Here is a 17266-nt window from a genome sequence, read left to right as displayed (position 1 = left end):
CTACTTCCCTCCCACATTTTCATAATAGGTGTATGTAGAAAACTGTGAATACCAAGCTTTGGTATCCATCTGAAGTGATGTCCATTCAGCCTTTTCGGAGTTGCAAGCTTTTTGTTTTCCATTAAGTCTTGTGCGTTCTGATTGCAGAATAGGGAAAAATTCTCCCCCAAAACCCAAACCAACCTCGACAAGGATTACATGACATTCAGGTAAAGACTGTACAGCTAAACTATTAGAACCTTCTTCTACCACTATATCGAGATACTGCCCATAAAGGCTATTTTTCTGAAAGTTTTCCTTCCATCCAATTATTCGGACCGTAACAGGCATGGACTGGTCATCTTTTCCTTTATACATGTGAACAAAGGACTTCCGCCAGGAGGCGAATTGCCATTGAACAAACAGTTTGCCGTGTGCATCAGAATCTATTTGGAGGAATTCTGTATGGGGTTCAGACATTTTCAACCATTCCTCCTCACGTTCATGGACCTAGCTTTCTTTCATCATATCATGTGAAAATTCTATCCCACAACCACCCTTTTTTGTCGTCTTTTCAGTTATTGTGTTAATTTCTCAAAGATTGGTGTAGTTTTTTATGACCGTACCTTAAAAAAATTCACAAATATGTCATATTTAAAGAAGGAAATTGTCGAAGAGGTATGTTGCCATGCTTTTGTGTATGTTATAAAAAAGAGAGAGAAATTTAGATGAGGTGACAACATGTTAATCGCAAGCATTCTACTAATAGCCATCGCTGCCGGGCTAATCGCCCTTTCATTCTTTGTAGGCGACAAATATTCCGAGCTTCAGGAAGAAGTGGAACAACTGTCCTTGGACGTTGTGCAGGATAAATACAAGCTTGAAAGAAAAATCAAAGTATTGGAAGAAGAGCTTCTAATTGGAGCAGCACCCTTACATAATAAGAAAGTCCAAGAAAAGAAAGCTGTCCATCATGATGTCAGCCAGGAAGATGTTACCATCTCCCTTTTCAAAAAAGGGTACACCGCTTCCCAAATCTCCCAATTCACTTCCACTTCCATCGAAAAAGTGGAGAGTGTACTTCAGACAGCAAAACTGAAAGGGAATGCAGTCAATGAAAACTAATTTACGTGCATTTGCAGTCGGGATCATTTTTGCAACAGGTGTAATGGGAGTCGCTTATTCTATCGTCAGCTCTGACACTTTAGGAGAATCGGATGTCAAAGCTTATGCAAAAGAGAACGATATGCACTTATTGACAAACGAAGAATATCAGGAGCTTCTTCCTACCATTGAAGAGAAGCCCGAAGAACAAAAAACTGAACAAAACCCTCCTGCCGAGGAAGAGCAAAAGCCGGAAGACGAAGCAAAAGCGGATGAGCCAAACGAACCTTTTGAGGTGAATATACCGGATGGAATGGCAACCTACGAAGTTTCTGAGCTTTTGGAAGCTGAAGGTGTCATCAAAGATGCAGATGAATTTGATGCGTTCCTGGAAGATCGCGATATTGCCACTCGTGTAAGAGCAGGTACTTTCACCATGAAAAAGAACATGAGCTATGAAGAAGCTGCAGGCGTTCTGATTCGCCAATAATCATAGAAAAACGAGGATGATGCTTGATGCATGATCCTCGTTTTTATTATTACTCTACTACCAATAATGCGCTCATTTCCTGATGGCCTTCGCCGCATGGGATGCTGCAGATGATTTTGTAGGTTCCCGCTTTCAGGTTGGCAGTCGCTTTGCCTTCTCCGTCAATTTTCATGTCCGTTCCTTCGACCGTGATACCGTGGTAACCCTCGGCATTTTTCAATTGAATGGTTACGTCGCCTGCCTTTGCTGTATATTCCTCTTTATCGAATTTGTAATTGGAAGCGTTCAAAGTAACCGTTTCCCCGCTTCCATGATCAGAGTTCGCATGGTCTTCTCCTCCGCATGCAGCCATGATAGATACCAGCATGATGGTCATAAATGCCATTACTAATTTTTTCATTTTGTATTCCTCCCAATGTTTGTAGTTGTTTACCAGAGTTTGAAACCAGGTGATCCCGGTGGTGCATGTTGAATCATATTTATGATTGGTATTGTATAGGCAAACAGAATCAGGGCGATGGTGATGCCGATCCATAGCTTCCAGTTTTCCAGGATTTTCGGCGTTTTTTCGGCATTTGGAGCAACTTCTCCTAACGGGAACTCCTCCATACCCTTAGGAGCAAACCAAGCCAGGTTGATTATGACATACATCAGTAACAGAATTGCGATGAAAAGAATGCTTCCCCCTACTGCCATTGCGACTTCATAAGGAATCCATCCTAATGCATCAGGATGATCTTTATAGGTCGTATAGGAGGTCCGTCGCGGCGCCCCAAACAGTCCGACCGTGTGCATTGCACCAGACATGAAGAACATTCCGACAGCCCACAGTATTGTTTGGAGGTTGGCAAGCTTGTGCATCTTCGCAGTCAATTTTCTGCCTGTCAAATGCGGTACCAGCCAATATCCGATCCCAAAGAACGTCAAGGCAACAGAGGATGCCACTGTCAAATGAAAATGCCCGGTTACCCAAAGTGTATTGTGCACAACCTGATTAAGCTGGTTACTCGCATTTACAATTCCGCCCGCTCCAGCAGGAATGAAAATGAGCATTCCCACCATCGGTGCAAAAAATCTCGCATCCTTCCATGGAAGCAATTTGAACCATCCAAACAGGCTTTTTGCTCCTCTTTCGCGCCCTGACAATTCAAAGGTTGCAAATAAGGAGAATGCGGTCATCAGGGACGGCACAATTACCATGAACGTCAACACAACCTGCAGATATTTCCAGAACGGTGATATTCCTGACTCCAGAAGCTGATGGTGGAATCCAACAGGAATAGAGAACAGCAGGAACAGAACAAATGCCAACCTTGCCAACGAATCACTGAAGATCTTGCCTCCGATTATCTTTGGAATAATCGCATACCAGCAAATATAGGCTGGAAGCAGCCAGAAATAGACTAATGGATGACCGAAATACCAGAAAAGCGTTCTGCTCAACAGAATATTGATCGTCTCTACCCAACCAAAGGACCATGGGATAAACTGGAACAGGACAGATACTGCGACACCAATCGTAGCAATCAACCACAGTAGCATGGTCATGATGGCCATAAAGCTGAGAAGTGGGGATAATTCTCCTTTATGCGCTGTTTTCCACAAGTAATATTGACGGATCATACTGAACCCCCCGATCCAGCTGCCCACAATCACCAAGGTCAAGGCGATATAATACCAAGGTGATGCCTGCAAGGGTGCATAGAAAGTATACAGGACGGTCGCCTTGTTCAAGAGGATCATGATGACACCTAGAACGGTTCCGGAAGTCATCGTAATGAATCCGAGCCATCCACTTAAGCGCGAGCCAGAGTTAAGCTTGCCTGTGGTCCGACTGATACACGCCAATAAAAATCCGATAATGAAAAATGTTGTAAATATAAGTCCAAGTAGCACGCCATGTGCCGTTAAAAGCTGATAATAGCCAATGCCAGCGGGTAAAGTCAGCGTTCCGCTCCTGACCAGGGTTTGTAAAAGTCCAGCCACCGCACCAAGAAACAAAGCGGTAAAAGCCACGAAAAAATGTGCCAAAATCAGTTTCGCATCACGTTTATCAATTATTTCGGAAACCTTGTTCAAATTCATATCAGCTCACCTCAATCTTTGCGCTCATTACTTGATGACCTGCCCCACAATACTCATTACAGAGGATCAGATAGCTTCCAGCCTCATCAAACGTGTGTGTAATGGAATTGATATGACCTGGTGTAATCATCATATTGACATTGGTATTAGCAATAGCAAATCCATGAACAACGTCTTTGCTCGTGACTTTGAAATGGACGGTAGCTCCTTTTGGGATCTGAATGTCATTAGGCATAAAGGAGAATGCCTGAGATACCATCACCAATTCAAATTCATTTTCTCCAATTTGTTTCAAACCTGGTTCGTTAAACGGAGCTGTTTCATCCACTTTCGCCGGATCGATGATCATATGGTCACTAGGTGGTGTATGTCCCATGGCAAAAGCGCTGACTCCAATGATGGATAGGAATAGGATCAAGGTTCCCCCACCTATCAGAAGCCACCATTTTTCATATTTGTGCATATGCATTGCGATTCACCCCAAATTTTTATAGTCTCGTTAAGAAAAGAGCATAGATTCCAGCCCATAAAAGGAAGATAAAAACACCAACCAATAATACGGAAATAAAAGTCCCTTTTAATGTACTTTCAGTCTTTGGAGTTGTTTTGACATTGACCTCATTTCTAGGAGTAACCTTAGGTTCCATCACGTCTCTCCCCCTTTCCTTACCTCCTATTGTCAGTGTATTTGAATCGTCAGGCTGACACTGTGATAAATATCACATTCAAAAGGATTATTTTGACAGAATGATGAACAAAAAAAGATTGCAGACAAATGGTAAATTCCATCCTTCTCCAATCTTTACAAAGCTTATAGACAGCTAGATTCTGCAAACCTCCAAAGGGCAATCCTCACAATGACATTCATCCCTTAAGTATTGCAGATTCAAGATTCGCAGCATTCCATTTTCATCATAATCAATCACTTTTACCTTTTTTAGTGCACCAAGCATCCGATTTACCGTTTCCCGGGAAGTGCCGATCATTTCCGAGAACTCCTGGTTTGTCAGATTTACCTTTATGGAGATGCCGTCCTCCTCCACTTCCCCGAAGGAATTGGAGAGCCTGATCAGCGTGGAGCAAAGAGCCCCTTTTTTTCCATATAATAATAGATCACGCAGCTTCAAATTCGTTATCTGATTTTTCCTTGCCATCCACCGGACAAACTCCATCGCGGCTTTTCCATTGTTGGATAAAATGAAATCGACATCTTCGAGATAGATGAGATCAATGACACAATCCTCTTTCGCCACAGTGCTGAAGCAATGTTTCCCCTTCTCCAAACTTCCAAACTCACCCAGGAGATCGCCCTCCCTGAAAAGATGAATCATGATTTCCTTTCCATCATCCGTCATTTTCGTCATCTTCAACTGACCTTTTCGAACATAAAAAAGCCTGTTCGCACTTTCATTTTCGGCAAACAAGTAGGATCCTTTTTTAATTTTGTGTTCAAACATGATTTCGCTCAGAAGCTTCCATGTTTCATCTGAAAAAATGTTCTTGCTATGATTGTTATTTATGGTTTGTGGTATTTTCGTAGATTCCATTGAAACCGCACCCCTTATTATTGACATATGGTCCATCTGGTTTCATTATAGAAAAAGCGCTTGAGTTCGAGTATCAGGGAAACTCCCCATAAATCTCCAGGGAGTCCCCTATTACTATGATGGAAAGATTATGACTGCAATTTTCACCACATAAAAAAGGCAGCAAGTCTTCATTCAGACCGCTCCCCTCACTATTACTCGTTATGAAAAGGCTCATCTTCCCTAATTGGAATCGTCGCTATAACTAAAGTCCCTTTCCCGGGACGAGTCTCTATATGAAGCTTTCCATGAACAGCTTTCGCCCGCTCCTCCATACTGAAAAGTCCGACACCTACCCTCTCTTTTAAAGGGTCATATCCAACGCCCTTATCCATTACCTCAAACTTCAGCCTCTCTTCATCACCATGTATCGATACACCGACTTCATTTACATCGGCATACTTCCTGACATTGGTAAGCGCCTCTTGGATGATACGGTACACCGCTGTTTCGATTTGTACATCATATCTGCCGGATACTTCACTTTGAAAATCAACCATAATCCCGTAATGCTTTGCATATCGGTTAATGAATGATCGCAAGGCCGGAATCAGTCCCAGATCATCAAGAAGTGAAGGTCTGAGATCCCAGGAGATGCCACGGATGTCTTCAATCATCTTGGTTACATCTGCCTGCAAATGCTGAATCAATGGATGTTCCACTTCCGTATGGAGACGATTGATGGTGATAAGCAGACTATAGAGGTTTTGTCCTATTCCATCATGAAGCTCACGGGATACCTTCTTCCGCTCCTCTTCCTGGATATGGATGAGCTTAGTCATCATTGTTTGAAGCTTTTCCTGGACAAGTTTCCGCTCTGTGATTTCAGTACGGATAGAAAGATATTGATATGGAATCCCGTCTTTATCCAAAAAAGGAACAATGGTCGTATCCACCCAGTAGTAGGACCCGTCTTTCTTTTTATTTTTGATTTCACCCTTCCAAACATCCCCTTGACGGATGGTTTCCCAAAGATTACGGAAATAATCTTTCGGATGATGATAGGAATTGATGATCCTATGGGTCTTCCCCATTACTTCTTCACGTTTATACCCTGATATCTCACAGAACTTATCGTTTACATAAGTGATAACGCCATTTTTATCAGTGAGAGCGACAATGGAAGATTCATCCAATGCATATTTTAAATCCGCTAATTCCCTATCCTTGTCTTTATGAAATCCTGGTTGACCGACTTTTGGACCATTCCACCCATCCTTCATCGATTTTCTTATATCTCCCATATCAGTTTCCATTGAAATACCCCTTTCTTTTGCTTTAAAGACAATTTGCCAATATTGGCTATACACCAAAATCCAATAAGCCTTTTTTAGCCGCATACTTTACAAGCTCCGGGCGGGTTTTCATTTGCAGCTTTTCCATCAGATTGCTCTTATGCGTCTCCACCGTTTTGACACTGATGAAAAGCATCTCTCCGATTTCTTTATTGGCGTACCCTTTGGCAATCAAACTGAGGATTTCTCTTTCCCTGTCGGAAAGAATCGAATATGTATCATGATTTCCCCTTGCCTCACCTTGGTGACATAATCCTCCATCAGCCTTTTCGTAGCTTTTGGATAGAGGTAAGCCTCTCCTGAAACAACCGTTTGTATGGCAGAGAGAAGCTCTTCATGGGGAGCACTTTTAAGTATGCAGCCGGAAGCGCCAGACTGTACGACCCGGAACAAGTACTCATCATCGTCATGCATCGTCAAAATCAATATCACGACTTCAGGCATACGCTTTTTTAATTCGATGGTTGCAGTCAGCCCATCCTTGCCATGCGGCATGCTCAGGTCCATCAGGATTACATCAGGTGCGAGCTGCTCTGCCATCATGATGGCTTCATTCCCCTCGGATGCCTGACCTACCACTTCCATTTCCGGATTCGCATCAAGCAGCATCATCAATCCCATTCGGACCATTGCATGATCATCAACCAGTAAAATACGTATCATTGCGCATCACCTCTCTATCCAAATTATACAACAAAAACCCCTCCAGTACTTTTCTCCGGAGGGGTTAAATGCCCAAATTCATTTTCTCACTTTCAATAGTCTCAATGAATTGATGATGACGATGAGAGTTGCTCCCATATCAGCAAGGATTGCCATCCATAAGGTGAGCAAGCCCGGAACAATCAACAGCAGCGCTAAAATTTTCAACCCTAGTGCAAGAAGGATATTCTGCTTGATGATGGCTAGTGCTTTGCGGCTCAGCTTAATGGTATATGGCAGTTTTTCGAGATCATCGGCCATGAGAGCAATATCTGCCGTTTCCAAAGCCGTATCTGTTCCTGCTCCACCCATTGCAATGCCTACCGTTGCAGCAGCTAAGGCAGGGGCATCATTTACACCGTCGCCAATCATCGCAACTTTACCGTATTGAGCGCGAAGTGACTTGATTGCTTCAAGTTTATCCTGTGGTAGCAACTCAGCCTTCACTTCGTTAATACCTACCAGTTTCCCGATCGCTTGGCCAGTTGCCTCATTATCTCCCGTTAACATAATCGTTTTTCTGATACCGATACTTTTTAGCTGTTCAAGTACCCGTTTACTGCTATCCCGTACCTGATCTGCCACTGCAATCAACCCAATGATGTGTTTACCCGTCCCTACAAGCATGACTGTCTTCCCTTGTGTCTGCAGGTCCCTTACATGTTCGTTGGTGGCAGGAGGAACTTCCATCAACTCGTCAAATAGTGATGGACTTCCAATAAAATAGGTCTCGTTCTGAATGAATGCTTTCGCACCTTTACCGGTTATCGATTGGAAGTCTTCTGCCAGATAATCAGCTTGAGAAATATCTTGCTGTTCCGCTTTTCTGATAATCGCGGATGCAAGGGGATGCTGCGAGTACTTTTCAATGGCCATGCTAATGCCCAGTATCTCTTTTTCTGACTTTTCGTTAAAGGTCTGTATATCGGTTACCTCAGGCGTTCCTTGCGTAAGTGTTCCTGTTTTATCAAAAGCGATAACATTCAATCGGCCAGCTTCCTCCAAATGAATGCCTCCTTTTATCAATACTCCCATTTTTGCTGCGTTTCCTATCGCTGTTACAATGGCGACAGGGGTGGAAATGACTAACGCGCACGGACATCCAACCACCAATACCGCCAATCCCCGATAAATCCATTCAGTCCATTCCCCTCCAAGAAATAAGGGAGGGATCAGGACAATCAAGAGTGCAATGACCATGATTGCAGGTGTATAGTATTTCGCAAATTTATCAATGAAGGCTTGGGTAGGTGCCCGCTCCGCCTGGGCCTCCTCCACAAGATGGATGATTTTCGCTATCGTGGTGTCTTCCACCCGTTTGGTTACTCTTACTTCAAGCGCCCCTTCTTCATTTAAGGTACCGGCAAAAACTTCATCCCCTACGACTTTCAGGACTGGGATCGACTCGCCGGTAATAGTGGATTGGTTAATGGAAGACTGCCCTCTTACCACTTCTCCATCCATGGCAATTTTCTGTCCTGGTTTGATGAGGAGGATATCATTGATTCGAATATCCTCTACAGCCAATTCCAGCTCCTGCGACCCTCTTCTAACGATTGCTTTTTTAGGGGCAATATCCAAAAGGGAACGGATGGATTCCCGGGCCTTATCCATGCTATAGCCTTCAAGTGCTTCACTAAGAGCAAACAGGAAAACAACTACAGCCCCTTCGCCCCATTCCCCAATTATGGCTGCACCGATAATGGCAACGGTCATCAGTGTTTTCATATCAAATTCCAGCTTGAACAGGTTCCTTATCCCGATTTTAAATAACGGGTAACCACCTACCAAGATGCTAATCCCAAATAGAAGGATGGTTGAAAAATACTCCTCCCCATACAGATATACGGATATATAGCCTAAAAGAAGAAAGAGCAAGGAGACCATCGTATTCCTGTTTTCTTTCTTCTGCCAGAATGGGATTTTCGGCTCCCCATCCTCTTTCTGTTTCTCAGGTATCACTTTTATGCCATCAAAAGCTCCTGCTGCTTCGAGCTGTTCCACTGTTGCGTCCCCATATACCGTTATTTTTGATGCTCCAAAATTAAGCTGCACTTCTTTAACTGTCTGTATATCACGGATATTTTTTTCGAATTTAGCCGCGCAGTTCGTACAGGAAAGTCCCTGCAATCTATATGTCTCTTTACTATTTAGTAATGCTTTCTCCTCCATGGACTACACCTTCTTTGGAATGTATTAATGCAATGGAAACTAATTGATGAATATGATCGTCCGCCAAGGAATAAAATACGAGCTTCCCTTCCTTACGAACCTTCGCCAGGTTCATACCTCTCAGCAATCTCAGATGATGGGAGGCTGTTGCAGTGGAAGACCCGATAATATTCGCAACATCACAAACACACAGTTCCTTTTCCAAGGTTAATGCGTAAGCAATCTTTATTCTGGTGGAATCGGATAGGGCTTTGAACAGCAATTCCACTCCATTGACTTCTTCCACTCTATTTTTGAGAATGTCTACTTTCTGCTCATCATAGCAAAAGGTCTCACATGTATCTTTTTCCACAGCTTGAATCACTTTATCTGCCACCGTTCACCCTCCTATTCAAACATCCATTTGAATGTATATTATAGTTTTATCGTATGTGATGACGTGACAATTGTCAACGATTATTCAAACAAACTTTTGAATAACTAAAAAAATGACACCTTCCCCTCTAGTATCCTGAAGAGCGGGAGATGTCATCCACATAAACTTTTCTTTACACCAGGTAAAACAGGAATCCTGACACCGTACTCATACTAATTACAGAAATCACAAAAGCTGCAACAAGCTTCTTTTTGAAAATAGAGTTCAGAAGGGCCAATTCCGGTAAGCTTGCGCCAGCCGAACTGATGACAAGCGCCATGACCGGACCAAGCGCCATTCCTTTTGCAATCATCATTTGTGATATCGGAATCATCGTGCTTAAGCGAATATATAACGGTATCCCGATTATCGCTGCAATCGGTACCAGCCACCAATTGTCCCCACCGAAATATTGTGTAATAAAGCTCGTTGGAACAGCCCCATGAATGATCGCACCGATAGCAGCACCGATAATGAGATATGGATACACTGTCTTCATTAATACAAGGGTTTCTGAGACCGCTTGCTTGATACTGAAGCCTTTGTTTTCAGGATTATAGCTTTTCAGTATGACATTTTTCACTTGTTTTTCAAATCCCAATTTACCAAGTGTCAACCCTATTACCACAGAAAGGGTGGTCGTAATGATGGTGTAAAACAGCGCCACCTTCCACCCAAGAAATGCAGTCATGATGGTGAGTATCGTTGGATCGAGCACAGGTGAAGCAAAAAGGAATACCATTACTATTCCAAAGGGAACCTTCTTCTGGAGCAGCGTTACGACAACAGGAATGGTGGAGCAGGAACAGAATGGTGTAATAAAAGCGAACAGCACTGCAAGGAATGAACCGAGCCATACATTGGGATGATTCATCCACTTTTCCATTTTGTGATAAGGGATGATCATTTGAACAACGGAAACCAGGAATGTAATGAGAATAAACAATACAGTAAGCTCAAGCGCAATATAGAAAAAACTTGAAAGAACTTCTTTCCACATAGTAAACACCTCTTCATTCATTTTATTTGCATTTTGCAAGTATTTAAGGTTTTAAAAGCAAGCTTTTCACTTGCTTAGGAGAAGGGCTTGCAGCACATATTGGTTTTGCCCATTGCTTCGTTCAGTATTTGCAGGGATCTCATTACCTCTTCTTGTTCTTTTTTATTTATGTGAGAAAAAACATTTCCCAGGTACTGCTTCATTTGTTCGTTGATGCCTTCTTCCACTTGCTTCCCTTTGGTAGTCAAGCTTAGGTGGTACACTCTCTTATCCTCTGCCGATTGGCTTTTTTCCACCAGCTCCATTTTTTTGAGTGTTTGGATCTGTCTGCTGAAGGTTGTGATGTCCATCCCGATCGTATCTGCCACCTCCTGCATGGAAGGGAGATTCTTTCGCGCTATTTCATATAGGATATGACTTTGCACCATAGATATATCCAGGCTATCAACTGTACAGCAGTTTTTGTTCAGCATGCCGAATCTACGCATGGTGACTTGTAGCATCGCTCTAATATCTTCCATTATTTTCACCTCTTAGCTTTATTATAGATAATTATTTGCATTTTGCAAGTATTATTCTGTTAGTTTCTTGAATAATTTTCATGCATGTAATTGGGTAATTTCATTTGATGGTTTTTGTCGAAAAATGCGTTTTATCGATATCTCAAGTGTTTCCGTTGATATATGGAAAATTTCGTTGATATCTATTTATTTTCATTGATATATCGGGCAAATCCGTGGATAAATCCTTATTTTCGTTGATAACAGACTTTGAAGGACTAGCTCATCTAATAACTCGGCCGTACAATGAATTAAAATTACCTGTTTTTTAATAAATAATGGAAACTTTTGTAGTATTTGTTTCGTATTTATAGTAGATAGACGATTAAGCTGCTTTAGGTGGGTTGCGAATGGAGAATAGTACGAAAACAGAAGTCTTCTCTTGGATCAAATCTCTTTTGGCTGTGGTGGTGCTTGTTATAATATGCCGCCAGTTTCTTTTTACACCAGTCACTGTTAATGGAGGTTCCATGAGTCCTACATTCCATCATAATGATCGAGTAATGGTAATGAAAATGAGTGAAATCGAACACTCTGATATGATTGTCTTTGAAGCACCAACTTCAAGCGATAAGCATATTAAAAGGGTGATTGGGATGCCAGGAGATAGGCTGAGGGTACATAATGATCAGTTATACATAAACGATGTGCTTGTGGAGGAACCATATTTGGATAAAAACAAGGAGTCCTCCCCATTTGCATTAACCGAGGATTTTGAAGTAGAGGTCCCTGAGGATTGTTTGTTTGTCATGGGGGATAACCGGTTGCACAGCGGAGATAGCAGAATGTATGGATTTGTCCCGGAAGAGGATGTGTTCGGGGAAGTGAAAATTCGCTTTTATCCTTTCAGCGGGGTCGGCATACCGTAATAGGAAAACGAGCATGGCCAGCGTGCCTATGCTCGTTTTTTTACATAGCTTATTTTCCAGTCTCTGCAAATGTCTTGATACGATCGCCAATTTCATCACGAACTCGTTGGAAGAACTTCCATTTTTCTTCTTCAGTGCCTTCCGCTTTAGCAGGATCATCGAAGCCCCAGTGCACGCGCTCCTTGTTAGGAGGAGTTGCCGGACATACATCAGCTGCATGGCCGCATAGTGTTACAACAAGATCTGCCTTTTTCAGGATTTCAGAGTCGATCGTGTCGGACGTCTGGTTGGTGATATCCACGTCTACTTCATTCATTGCTTTCACGGCACTCGGATTTACACCATGCGCTTCAATACCCGCACTGTAAACATCCCACTCATCGCTCAAATATTTTTTCCCCCAGCCTTCTGCCATTTGGCTGCGGCAAGAGTTACCTGTACATAGGAAGTAGATAGTTTTTTTTGTCATGATGAAAACTCCTTTAAATTATATTTGATAGTTTATATAAACAGAAAGCCTCTGTTTTTAACCAATGAATAATAGCCAAAAATAAAGGCCAAGCAAGGTAATAAATAGTGTTGGGATGGTAAGGATTATTCCCACTTTGAAGTAGTACCCCCAAGAGATCTTCACACCTTTAAGGCTTAGTACATGTAGCCAAAGTAGAGTTGCCAAGGAACCGATAGGCGTTATCTTTGGACCTAAGTCCGAACCAATCACGTTGGCATAGATAAGAGCGTCGCGAATGACACCTTCAGTTGCTGTATCTTTAATGGCAAGAGCGTCTATCATGACTGTAGGCATATTGTTCATGAAGGACGATAGAATCGCTGCGATAAAGCCCATGGAGATAGTTGCTACAAACAATCCTTCATCTGCTGCCATCTGGATGAGATCCGTCAGGACATTCGTAAGTCCTGCATTACGAAGACCATATACCACCACATACATACCAATCGAGAAAAATACGATGGCCCATGGTGCCCCTTTGACAATTTTCTTAGTATGAATGGCTGGGCTTCTTCTACTTACGATTAAAAAGAAAACCGCTACTGCTGCTGCTACAAACGAAACTGGAATTCCTGCAAACTCACTGATGAAATATCCAACAAGAAGAACTGCTAAGACAGCCCAGGATAGTTTAAAAAGCTTAAGGTCTTTGATGGCTTCCTCCGGCTTTTTCAACACGGACATATCGTAGTCCTTTGGTATGCTTTTACGGAAAAACAGATAAAGAACTGCTATACTCGCACCAAGGGCAAAGAAGTTCGGGACAATCATGTGCGATGCGTACTCCACAAAACCGATGTCAAAGAAATCTGCAGAAACGATATTAACCAAGTTACTTACTACAAGCGGTAAAGAGGTCGTATCTGCAATGAACCCACTCGCCATAATGAATGGCAGGATCATCTTTTCATTAAAGTTAAGGTTCCTTACCATTGCAAGTACAATCGGCGTTAGAATTAGCGCTGCTCCGTCATTGGCAAAAAACGCTGCAACGAGTGCTCCAAGCAAGGTAATATAGATGAACATTCTCAATCCGCTTCCCTTTGCAAAACGGGCCATATGAAGTGCGGACCATTCAAAGAAGCCGATTTCATCTAAAATCAAGGAAATGATGATGAGTGCGACAAACGTCAAGGTCGCATTCCACACAATACCAGTTACATCATATACATCCTGTAGTGAGACAACTCCAACAAGCAACGCCAAGAGTGCTCCAGCGCATGCTGACCAACCAATAGACAAACCTTTAGGCTGCCAGATAACAAATATCAATGTAAGTAAAAAAATCGATGATGCTAAAATAATTTCAAGCAAGCGTTATACCCCCGTTTAGTTACAAGTTATTCTAAGTCCTTTTCTCTCCAGCTCCAGCATTTTCTCCTCTAATCTAGGCACATGCTCCAAAATGGAACTTACCATCTCATAGTGAGCATGGCCGCTGTTTAGTGAATACATAATCCACTGGCCCTTTCTAGACTCCTTTACAAGCCCAATGTCCTTGAGCTTTTTCAAGTGCTGACTGATGGAGGGTTGACTCATCTGAAAGATTTCGACAAACTCACAAACACAGCAGTCATGATCCTGCAGCAATGCCACCATGGATAGCCTTGTTTTGTCCCCTAGCAGTTTAAGGGTTGACGCCGCTTCTTCCATTTTCAAGACAGTTTGCATAGTTTCACCAACCTTCGGAAATAGTATATTATAGATTACTTATATAACAATATGCTTATATAATAAAACACTTATATATTTGTTTCAACCATTCTATTGTAAAAAAAACGTAAAGATCAATTGCGGAATAATCAGACAGTTGGTACACTAAAATAAAGAAAGCGCTCCCATGAAACATATGACTGGGAAAGGTGATGGCTGTGAGATGATGGATTATCAGTACAGACGACGAGCTTTTCAAAACCTGCATGTGGAACAAGAAGAGGCTAAAAATGAAATAAAACAGATTACCAAAAAAAGCAAATCAATGATGGCTTACCTATCATCGTTTATTTCCTTTTTTCATCACACTTCATAAAGGAGCCTTTAAAAGCTCCTTTTTATTATGCTCATATTTATTTTTGAACTTCTAAAAAAAGAGTGAGACAATTTCGTCTCACCCTTTCTACACATTAATGCCCCGACGGAACAGATAATCCGACTCTGTTAACAAGTGCTTCACTTTCTTCATTCAGCCCGATTATCGTAACCTTCTTCCCTAAGCGTTGATATTTTAAGACCGTTTTGGAAATTGCCGTAACGGCTGACTGATCCCAAACATGTGTGTTGCTGAAATCAATCACGATTTCTACTGGATCGTTCTGATAGTCGAACAAGTCAACAAAATGACTCATTGTTCCAAAAAACATCTGTCCTGTAATTTTGTAAACCATTTTGTCGTTCTCCAGTTGTATAGTTGCTCGGATCTTTGCCATTTTCCAGCCAAAAATCAAAGCACTCAACACAACCCCTGCTCCCACACCTTTTGCGAGATCATGCGTATAGACAACAATGGCTACTGTTACAACCATTACAACTGCATCGGCACGTGGTATCTTGTGCAGTTCTCGGATAGACTGCCAATCAAACGTTCCAATGGAAACCATTATCATGACACCGACCAATGCGGCCATTGGAATTTGCACCACTATGTCACCTAGGACCATGATCAGGAACAATAGGAATACCCCGGCTACAAATGCTGAAAGTCTTCCTCTTCCGCCTGACTTCACATTGATGACAGATTGCCCGATCATCGCACATCCTGCCATCCCGCCAAAGAATCCAGTGACAACATTCGCGATACCTTGTCCTTTCATCTCACGGTTCTTATTACTCTTTGTATCTGTCATTTCATCTACGATAGTTGCTGTTAATAATGACTCCAATTGACCCACAATCGCTAGTGTAAATGCGTATGGCAAAATAATCATGAAGGTTTCCCATGAAAGCTCCACCATAGGTACATGGAACATTGGTAATGACCTGGTTATTTCCCCCATATCACCAACTGTATTTAATCCGAATCCTCCCCCGAATACTACAACCGCAGTAATGACAACAATTGCAAACAAAGCGGAAGGAATTGCTTTTGTAAAACGAGGCAAGATATAGATGATTGCAAGTGTTGCTGCAACAAATGCGTACATCACCCATGTTGCATCTACAAACTGCTCTAACTGAGCCATAAAAATTAAAATTGCCAAGGCATTCACAAATCCAATAATTACAGCCTGTGGTAAAAAGGAAATAAATTTACCCAGCTTAAATATACCCATCAATATTTGAATGATTCCGGTAAGGACGGTCGCAGCAAATAAATACTCCAGTCCATGGTCTGCCACTAATGTAACCATCAATAGGGCCATTGCCCCAGTTGCAGCAGAAATCATCCCTGGTCTGCCACCTGTAAAAGCGATAACCACGGCAATACAGAAGGATGCATATAGTCCTACCATCGGGTCAACACCCGCAATGATAGAGAATGCAATTGCTTCTGGAATGAGGGCTAAGGCAACGGTCATCCCCGAAAGAATATCCCCACGCACATTACCAAACCATTCTTGTTTTAAAGTTGCTATGAACATAGCACACCTCTTCCCTGTTATTTAGTTTTTGTGACTTTCTACTCTCAAGAAAGTCGGGTCCGTTTGCAACAGGAAAAATCATAACATATATTTGAAATTGTGAAAATCACGACGAAAACGGAAACAAATGAACATATGTCCCTCTATCTCTTTGTTTCTCTCTTTTTCTTCACTTTTCGTATATTCTTCAAAAAAGGGGACCTGTCCCTCGTCCCACACGGTGGGACGAGGGACAGGTCCCCGAACGTCAACTTCTATTCATTCAATTCATAGTGTCGACCTTTTACAAGATAGAGAATGTTTTCCGAAATATTCGTTGTATGATCTGCCATTCTCTCAATATAACGGCAGATGAAGGATAGCTGCGTGATCTGTGGTATCATGTCTGGGTAATCCTTTGTCAGCTTCAACAACTCTCGGATGTTTTCACCGTATAGCTCATCAACCTGATCATCCATTTCTGCTACCTGTTTAGCAAGTACAACATCTTCATCATAATAGGCCTTTAAGGAAAGTGAAAGCATTTCTGTTGCGATATTATGCATCTTTACAATCTTTTCGATTGGAATTAGATCCTCTGACTTTTCGCCGATACGGATAGTTGACTTTGCGATGTTAACTGCAAAGTCCGCAATCCGTTCCACATCGGTAGAAATCTTGATTGCGACAATGATTCTCCTGAGGTCCACTGCCACCGGTTGCTGTTTTGCTATTAAGAGAATCGCGAAATCATTAATCTCTTCATCAAGACGGTCTGCTTTATAATCATCTTCAATAATCTGAAGCGCTTGATCTATATCCTTGTTGGTGAGGGTCGTGATGGATTTGCCTAATGCAATTTCCGCCAAGCTTCCAAGTTCCAATAACTTATCTCTTAAAGTATTCAAATCTATTTGAAACTGTCCACGAACTGTCATTGT

20 protein-coding genes and 1 pseudogene are annotated in these 17266 nt (G+C 42.1%); 4 read left to right on the top strand and 17 right to left on the bottom strand.

Annotated features, from left to right (window positions below):
* Nucleotides 1–459, bottom strand: a complete 459-nt coding sequence (locus tag ABN702_RS04660; RefSeq protein WP_417899600.1) for a hypothetical protein — start codon at nucleotides 457–459, stop codon at nucleotides 1–3.
* A gap of 261 nt (nucleotides 460–720) precedes the next feature.
* Between ABN702_RS04660 and ABN702_RS04655 the strand changes: the two genes are divergently transcribed.
* Both ABN702_RS04655 and ABN702_RS04650 read left to right on the top strand, forming a co-directional pair.
* Nucleotides 721–1104 (top strand): hypothetical protein, encoded by a 384-nt coding sequence (locus ABN702_RS04655; protein ID WP_417899599.1) that lies wholly within the window; start codon nucleotides 721–723, stop codon nucleotides 1102–1104.
* Nucleotides 1094–1573, top strand: coding sequence for a hypothetical protein (locus ABN702_RS04650; RefSeq protein WP_417899598.1), 480 nt, complete (start codon nucleotides 1094–1096; stop codon nucleotides 1571–1573). Before ABN702_RS04655 ends, ABN702_RS04650 begins: the two co-directional genes overlap by 11 nt.
* A gap of 49 nt (nucleotides 1574–1622) precedes the next feature.
* Here ABN702_RS04650 and ABN702_RS04645 read toward each other — a convergent pair whose 3' ends face one another.
* From ABN702_RS04645 to ABN702_RS04595, 11 genes and pseudogenes are all read right to left on the bottom strand, one after another.
* On the bottom strand, nucleotides 1623–1973 hold the full coding sequence (locus ABN702_RS04645) for a cytochrome C oxidase subunit II (RefSeq protein ID WP_417899597.1): 351 nt from the start codon (nucleotides 1971–1973) through the stop codon (nucleotides 1623–1625).
* Between the two features lie 29 nt (nucleotides 1974–2002).
* Nucleotides 2003–3658, bottom strand: coding sequence for a b(o/a)3-type cytochrome-c oxidase subunit 1 (locus tag ABN702_RS04640; protein ID WP_417899596.1), 1656 nt, complete (start codon nucleotides 3656–3658; stop codon nucleotides 2003–2005).
* Nucleotide 3659: 1 nt separating this feature from the next.
* On the bottom strand, nucleotides 3660–4127 hold the full coding sequence (locus ABN702_RS04635; protein WP_417899595.1) for a cytochrome c oxidase subunit II: 468 nt from the start codon (nucleotides 4125–4127) through the stop codon (nucleotides 3660–3662).
* Nucleotides 4128–4146: 19 nt separating this feature from the next.
* Nucleotides 4147–4305, bottom strand: a complete 159-nt coding sequence (locus ABN702_RS04630; RefSeq protein WP_417900827.1) for a cytochrome c oxidase subunit 2A — start codon at nucleotides 4303–4305, stop codon at nucleotides 4147–4149.
* A gap of 174 nt (nucleotides 4306–4479) precedes the next feature.
* The gene (locus ABN702_RS04625; protein ID WP_417899594.1) at nucleotides 4480–5205 is read right to left on the bottom strand and encodes a Crp/Fnr family transcriptional regulator; all 726 of its coding nucleotides are present in this window, start codon (nucleotides 5203–5205) and stop codon (nucleotides 4480–4482) included.
* Nucleotides 5206–5399: 194 nt separating this feature from the next.
* Nucleotides 5400–6500 carry a PAS domain-containing sensor histidine kinase gene (locus ABN702_RS04620; RefSeq protein WP_417899593.1) on the bottom strand — a complete coding sequence of 367 codons (1101 nt, stop codon included), beginning with the start codon at nucleotides 6498–6500 and terminating at the stop codon, nucleotides 5400–5402.
* A gap of 46 nt (nucleotides 6501–6546) precedes the next feature.
* Nucleotides 6547–7202, bottom strand: a pseudogene (locus tag ABN702_RS04615) (response regulator).
* A gap of 78 nt (nucleotides 7203–7280) precedes the next feature.
* A complete protein-coding gene (locus ABN702_RS04610) occupies nucleotides 7281–9413 on the bottom strand; it encodes a heavy metal translocating P-type ATPase (RefSeq protein ID WP_417899592.1) in 2133 nt (710 codons plus the stop codon).
* A complete protein-coding gene (locus tag ABN702_RS04605) occupies nucleotides 9388–9765 on the bottom strand; it encodes an ArsR/SmtB family transcription factor (RefSeq protein ID WP_417900826.1) in 378 nt (125 codons plus the stop codon). Before ABN702_RS04605 ends, ABN702_RS04610 begins: the two co-directional genes overlap by 26 nt.
* A 196-nt stretch (nucleotides 9766–9961) precedes the next feature.
* Nucleotides 9962–10828 carry a permease gene (locus ABN702_RS04600; RefSeq protein ID WP_417899591.1) on the bottom strand — a complete coding sequence of 289 codons (867 nt, stop codon included), beginning with the start codon at nucleotides 10826–10828 and terminating at the stop codon, nucleotides 9962–9964.
* Nucleotides 10829–10902: 74 nt separating this feature from the next.
* Entirely contained in the window at nucleotides 10903–11349 is a 447-nt protein-coding gene (locus ABN702_RS04595) for a MarR family winged helix-turn-helix transcriptional regulator (RefSeq protein ID WP_417899590.1), read from the bottom strand.
* A 389-nt stretch (nucleotides 11350–11738) separates the two neighbouring features.
* Between ABN702_RS04595 and lepB the strand changes: the two genes are divergently transcribed.
* Complete coding sequence (gene lepB, locus ABN702_RS04590) at nucleotides 11739–12257, top strand: signal peptidase I (RefSeq protein WP_417899589.1); 519 nt, start codon at nucleotides 11739–11741, stop codon at nucleotides 12255–12257.
* A 49-nt stretch (nucleotides 12258–12306) separates the two neighbouring features.
* Here lepB and arsC read toward each other — a convergent pair whose 3' ends face one another.
* Genes arsC through ABN702_RS04575 form a run of 3 tightly spaced genes read right to left on the bottom strand, consistent with a single transcriptional unit; the run spans nucleotide 12307 to nucleotide 14439 of the window.
* A complete protein-coding gene (gene arsC, locus ABN702_RS04585; RefSeq protein WP_417899588.1) occupies nucleotides 12307–12726 on the bottom strand; it encodes an arsenate reductase (thioredoxin) in 420 nt (139 codons plus the stop codon).
* A 57-nt stretch (nucleotides 12727–12783) separates the two neighbouring features.
* Entirely contained in the window at nucleotides 12784–14082 is a 1299-nt protein-coding gene (locus ABN702_RS04580) for an arsenic transporter (RefSeq protein WP_417899587.1), read from the bottom strand.
* 15 nt (nucleotides 14083–14097) lie between these two features.
* Nucleotides 14098–14439 (bottom strand): ArsR/SmtB family transcription factor, encoded by a 342-nt coding sequence (locus ABN702_RS04575; RefSeq protein ID WP_417899586.1) that lies wholly within the window; start codon nucleotides 14437–14439, stop codon nucleotides 14098–14100.
* 169 nt (nucleotides 14440–14608) lie between these two features.
* On the opposite strand from ABN702_RS04575, the gene ABN702_RS04570 reads away from it, so the two are divergent.
* Complete coding sequence (locus ABN702_RS04570; protein ID WP_417899585.1) at nucleotides 14609–14797, top strand: hypothetical protein; 189 nt, start codon at nucleotides 14609–14611, stop codon at nucleotides 14795–14797.
* A 94-nt stretch (nucleotides 14798–14891) separates the two neighbouring features.
* Here ABN702_RS04570 and ABN702_RS04565 read toward each other — a convergent pair whose 3' ends face one another.
* On the bottom strand, nucleotides 14892–16346 hold the full coding sequence (locus ABN702_RS04565) for a SulP family inorganic anion transporter (protein WP_417899584.1): 1455 nt from the start codon (nucleotides 16344–16346) through the stop codon (nucleotides 14892–14894).
* A 254-nt stretch (nucleotides 16347–16600) separates the two neighbouring features.
* On the bottom strand, nucleotides 16601–17263 hold the full coding sequence (gene phoU / locus ABN702_RS04560; RefSeq protein ID WP_417899583.1) for a phosphate signaling complex protein PhoU: 663 nt from the start codon (nucleotides 17261–17263) through the stop codon (nucleotides 16601–16603).
* Between the last annotated feature and the right edge of the window lie 3 nt (nucleotides 17264–17266).

Origin of the sequence: Bacillus haimaensis (assembly GCF_048270625.1) — a bacterium.
In the GTDB taxonomy this organism is placed as follows: Bacteria; Bacillota; Bacilli; order Bacillales; family Bacillaceae_I; genus Sutcliffiella_A; species Sutcliffiella_A haimaensis.
This window is presented reverse-complemented; position numbering and strand designations above follow the sequence as displayed.

Bases quoted from the DNA above. Each gene is read 5' to 3' on its own strand.
- ABN702_RS04620 (WP_417899593.1), bottom strand. From the start codon at position 6,500: ATGGAAACTGATATGGGAGATATAAGAAAATCGATGAAGGATGGGTGG.
- ABN702_RS04625 (WP_417899594.1), bottom strand. From the start codon at position 5,205: ATGGAATCTACGAAAATACCACAAACCATAAATAACAATCATAGCAAG.
- ABN702_RS04640 (WP_417899596.1), bottom strand. From the start codon at position 3,658: ATGAATTTGAACAAGGTTTCCGAAATAATTGATAAACGTGATGCGAAA.
- ABN702_RS04575 (WP_417899586.1), bottom strand. From the start codon at position 14,439: ATGCAAACTGTCTTGAAAATGGAAGAAGCGGCGTCAACCCTTAAACTG.
- ABN702_RS04645 (WP_417899597.1), bottom strand. From the start codon at position 1,973: ATGAAAAAATTAGTAATGGCATTTATGACCATCATGCTGGTATCTATC.
- ABN702_RS04655 (WP_417899599.1), top strand. From the start codon at position 721: ATGTTAATCGCAAGCATTCTACTAATAGCCATCGCTGCCGGGCTAATC.
- ABN702_RS04650 (WP_417899598.1), top strand. From the start codon at position 1,094: ATGAAAACTAATTTACGTGCATTTGCAGTCGGGATCATTTTTGCAACA.
- phoU (WP_417899583.1), bottom strand. From the start codon at position 17,263: ATGACAGTTCGTGGACAGTTTCAAATAGATTTGAATACTTTAAGAGAT.
- ABN702_RS04635 (WP_417899595.1), bottom strand. From the start codon at position 4,127: ATGCATATGCACAAATATGAAAAATGGTGGCTTCTGATAGGTGGGGGA.
- arsC (WP_417899588.1), bottom strand. From the start codon at position 12,726: ATGACAAAAAAAACTATCTACTTCCTATGTACAGGTAACTCTTGCCGC.
- ABN702_RS04660 (WP_417899600.1), bottom strand. From the start codon at position 459: ATGTCTGAACCCCATACAGAATTCCTCCAAATAGATTCTGATGCACAC.
- ABN702_RS04595 (WP_417899590.1), bottom strand. From the start codon at position 11,349: ATGGAAGATATTAGAGCGATGCTACAAGTCACCATGCGTAGATTCGGC.
- ABN702_RS04630 (WP_417900827.1), bottom strand. From the start codon at position 4,305: ATGGAACCTAAGGTTACTCCTAGAAATGAGGTCAATGTCAAAACAACT.
- ABN702_RS04565 (WP_417899584.1), bottom strand. From the start codon at position 16,346: ATGTTCATAGCAACTTTAAAACAAGAATGGTTTGGTAATGTGCGTGGG.
- ABN702_RS04600 (WP_417899591.1), bottom strand. From the start codon at position 10,828: ATGTGGAAAGAAGTTCTTTCAAGTTTTTTCTATATTGCGCTTGAGCTT.
- ABN702_RS04570 (WP_417899585.1), top strand. From the start codon at position 14,609: ATGAAACATATGACTGGGAAAGGTGATGGCTGTGAGATGATGGATTAT.
- ABN702_RS04610 (WP_417899592.1), bottom strand. From the start codon at position 9,413: ATGGAGGAGAAAGCATTACTAAATAGTAAAGAGACATATAGATTGCAG.
- lepB (WP_417899589.1), top strand. From the start codon at position 11,739: ATGGAGAATAGTACGAAAACAGAAGTCTTCTCTTGGATCAAATCTCTT.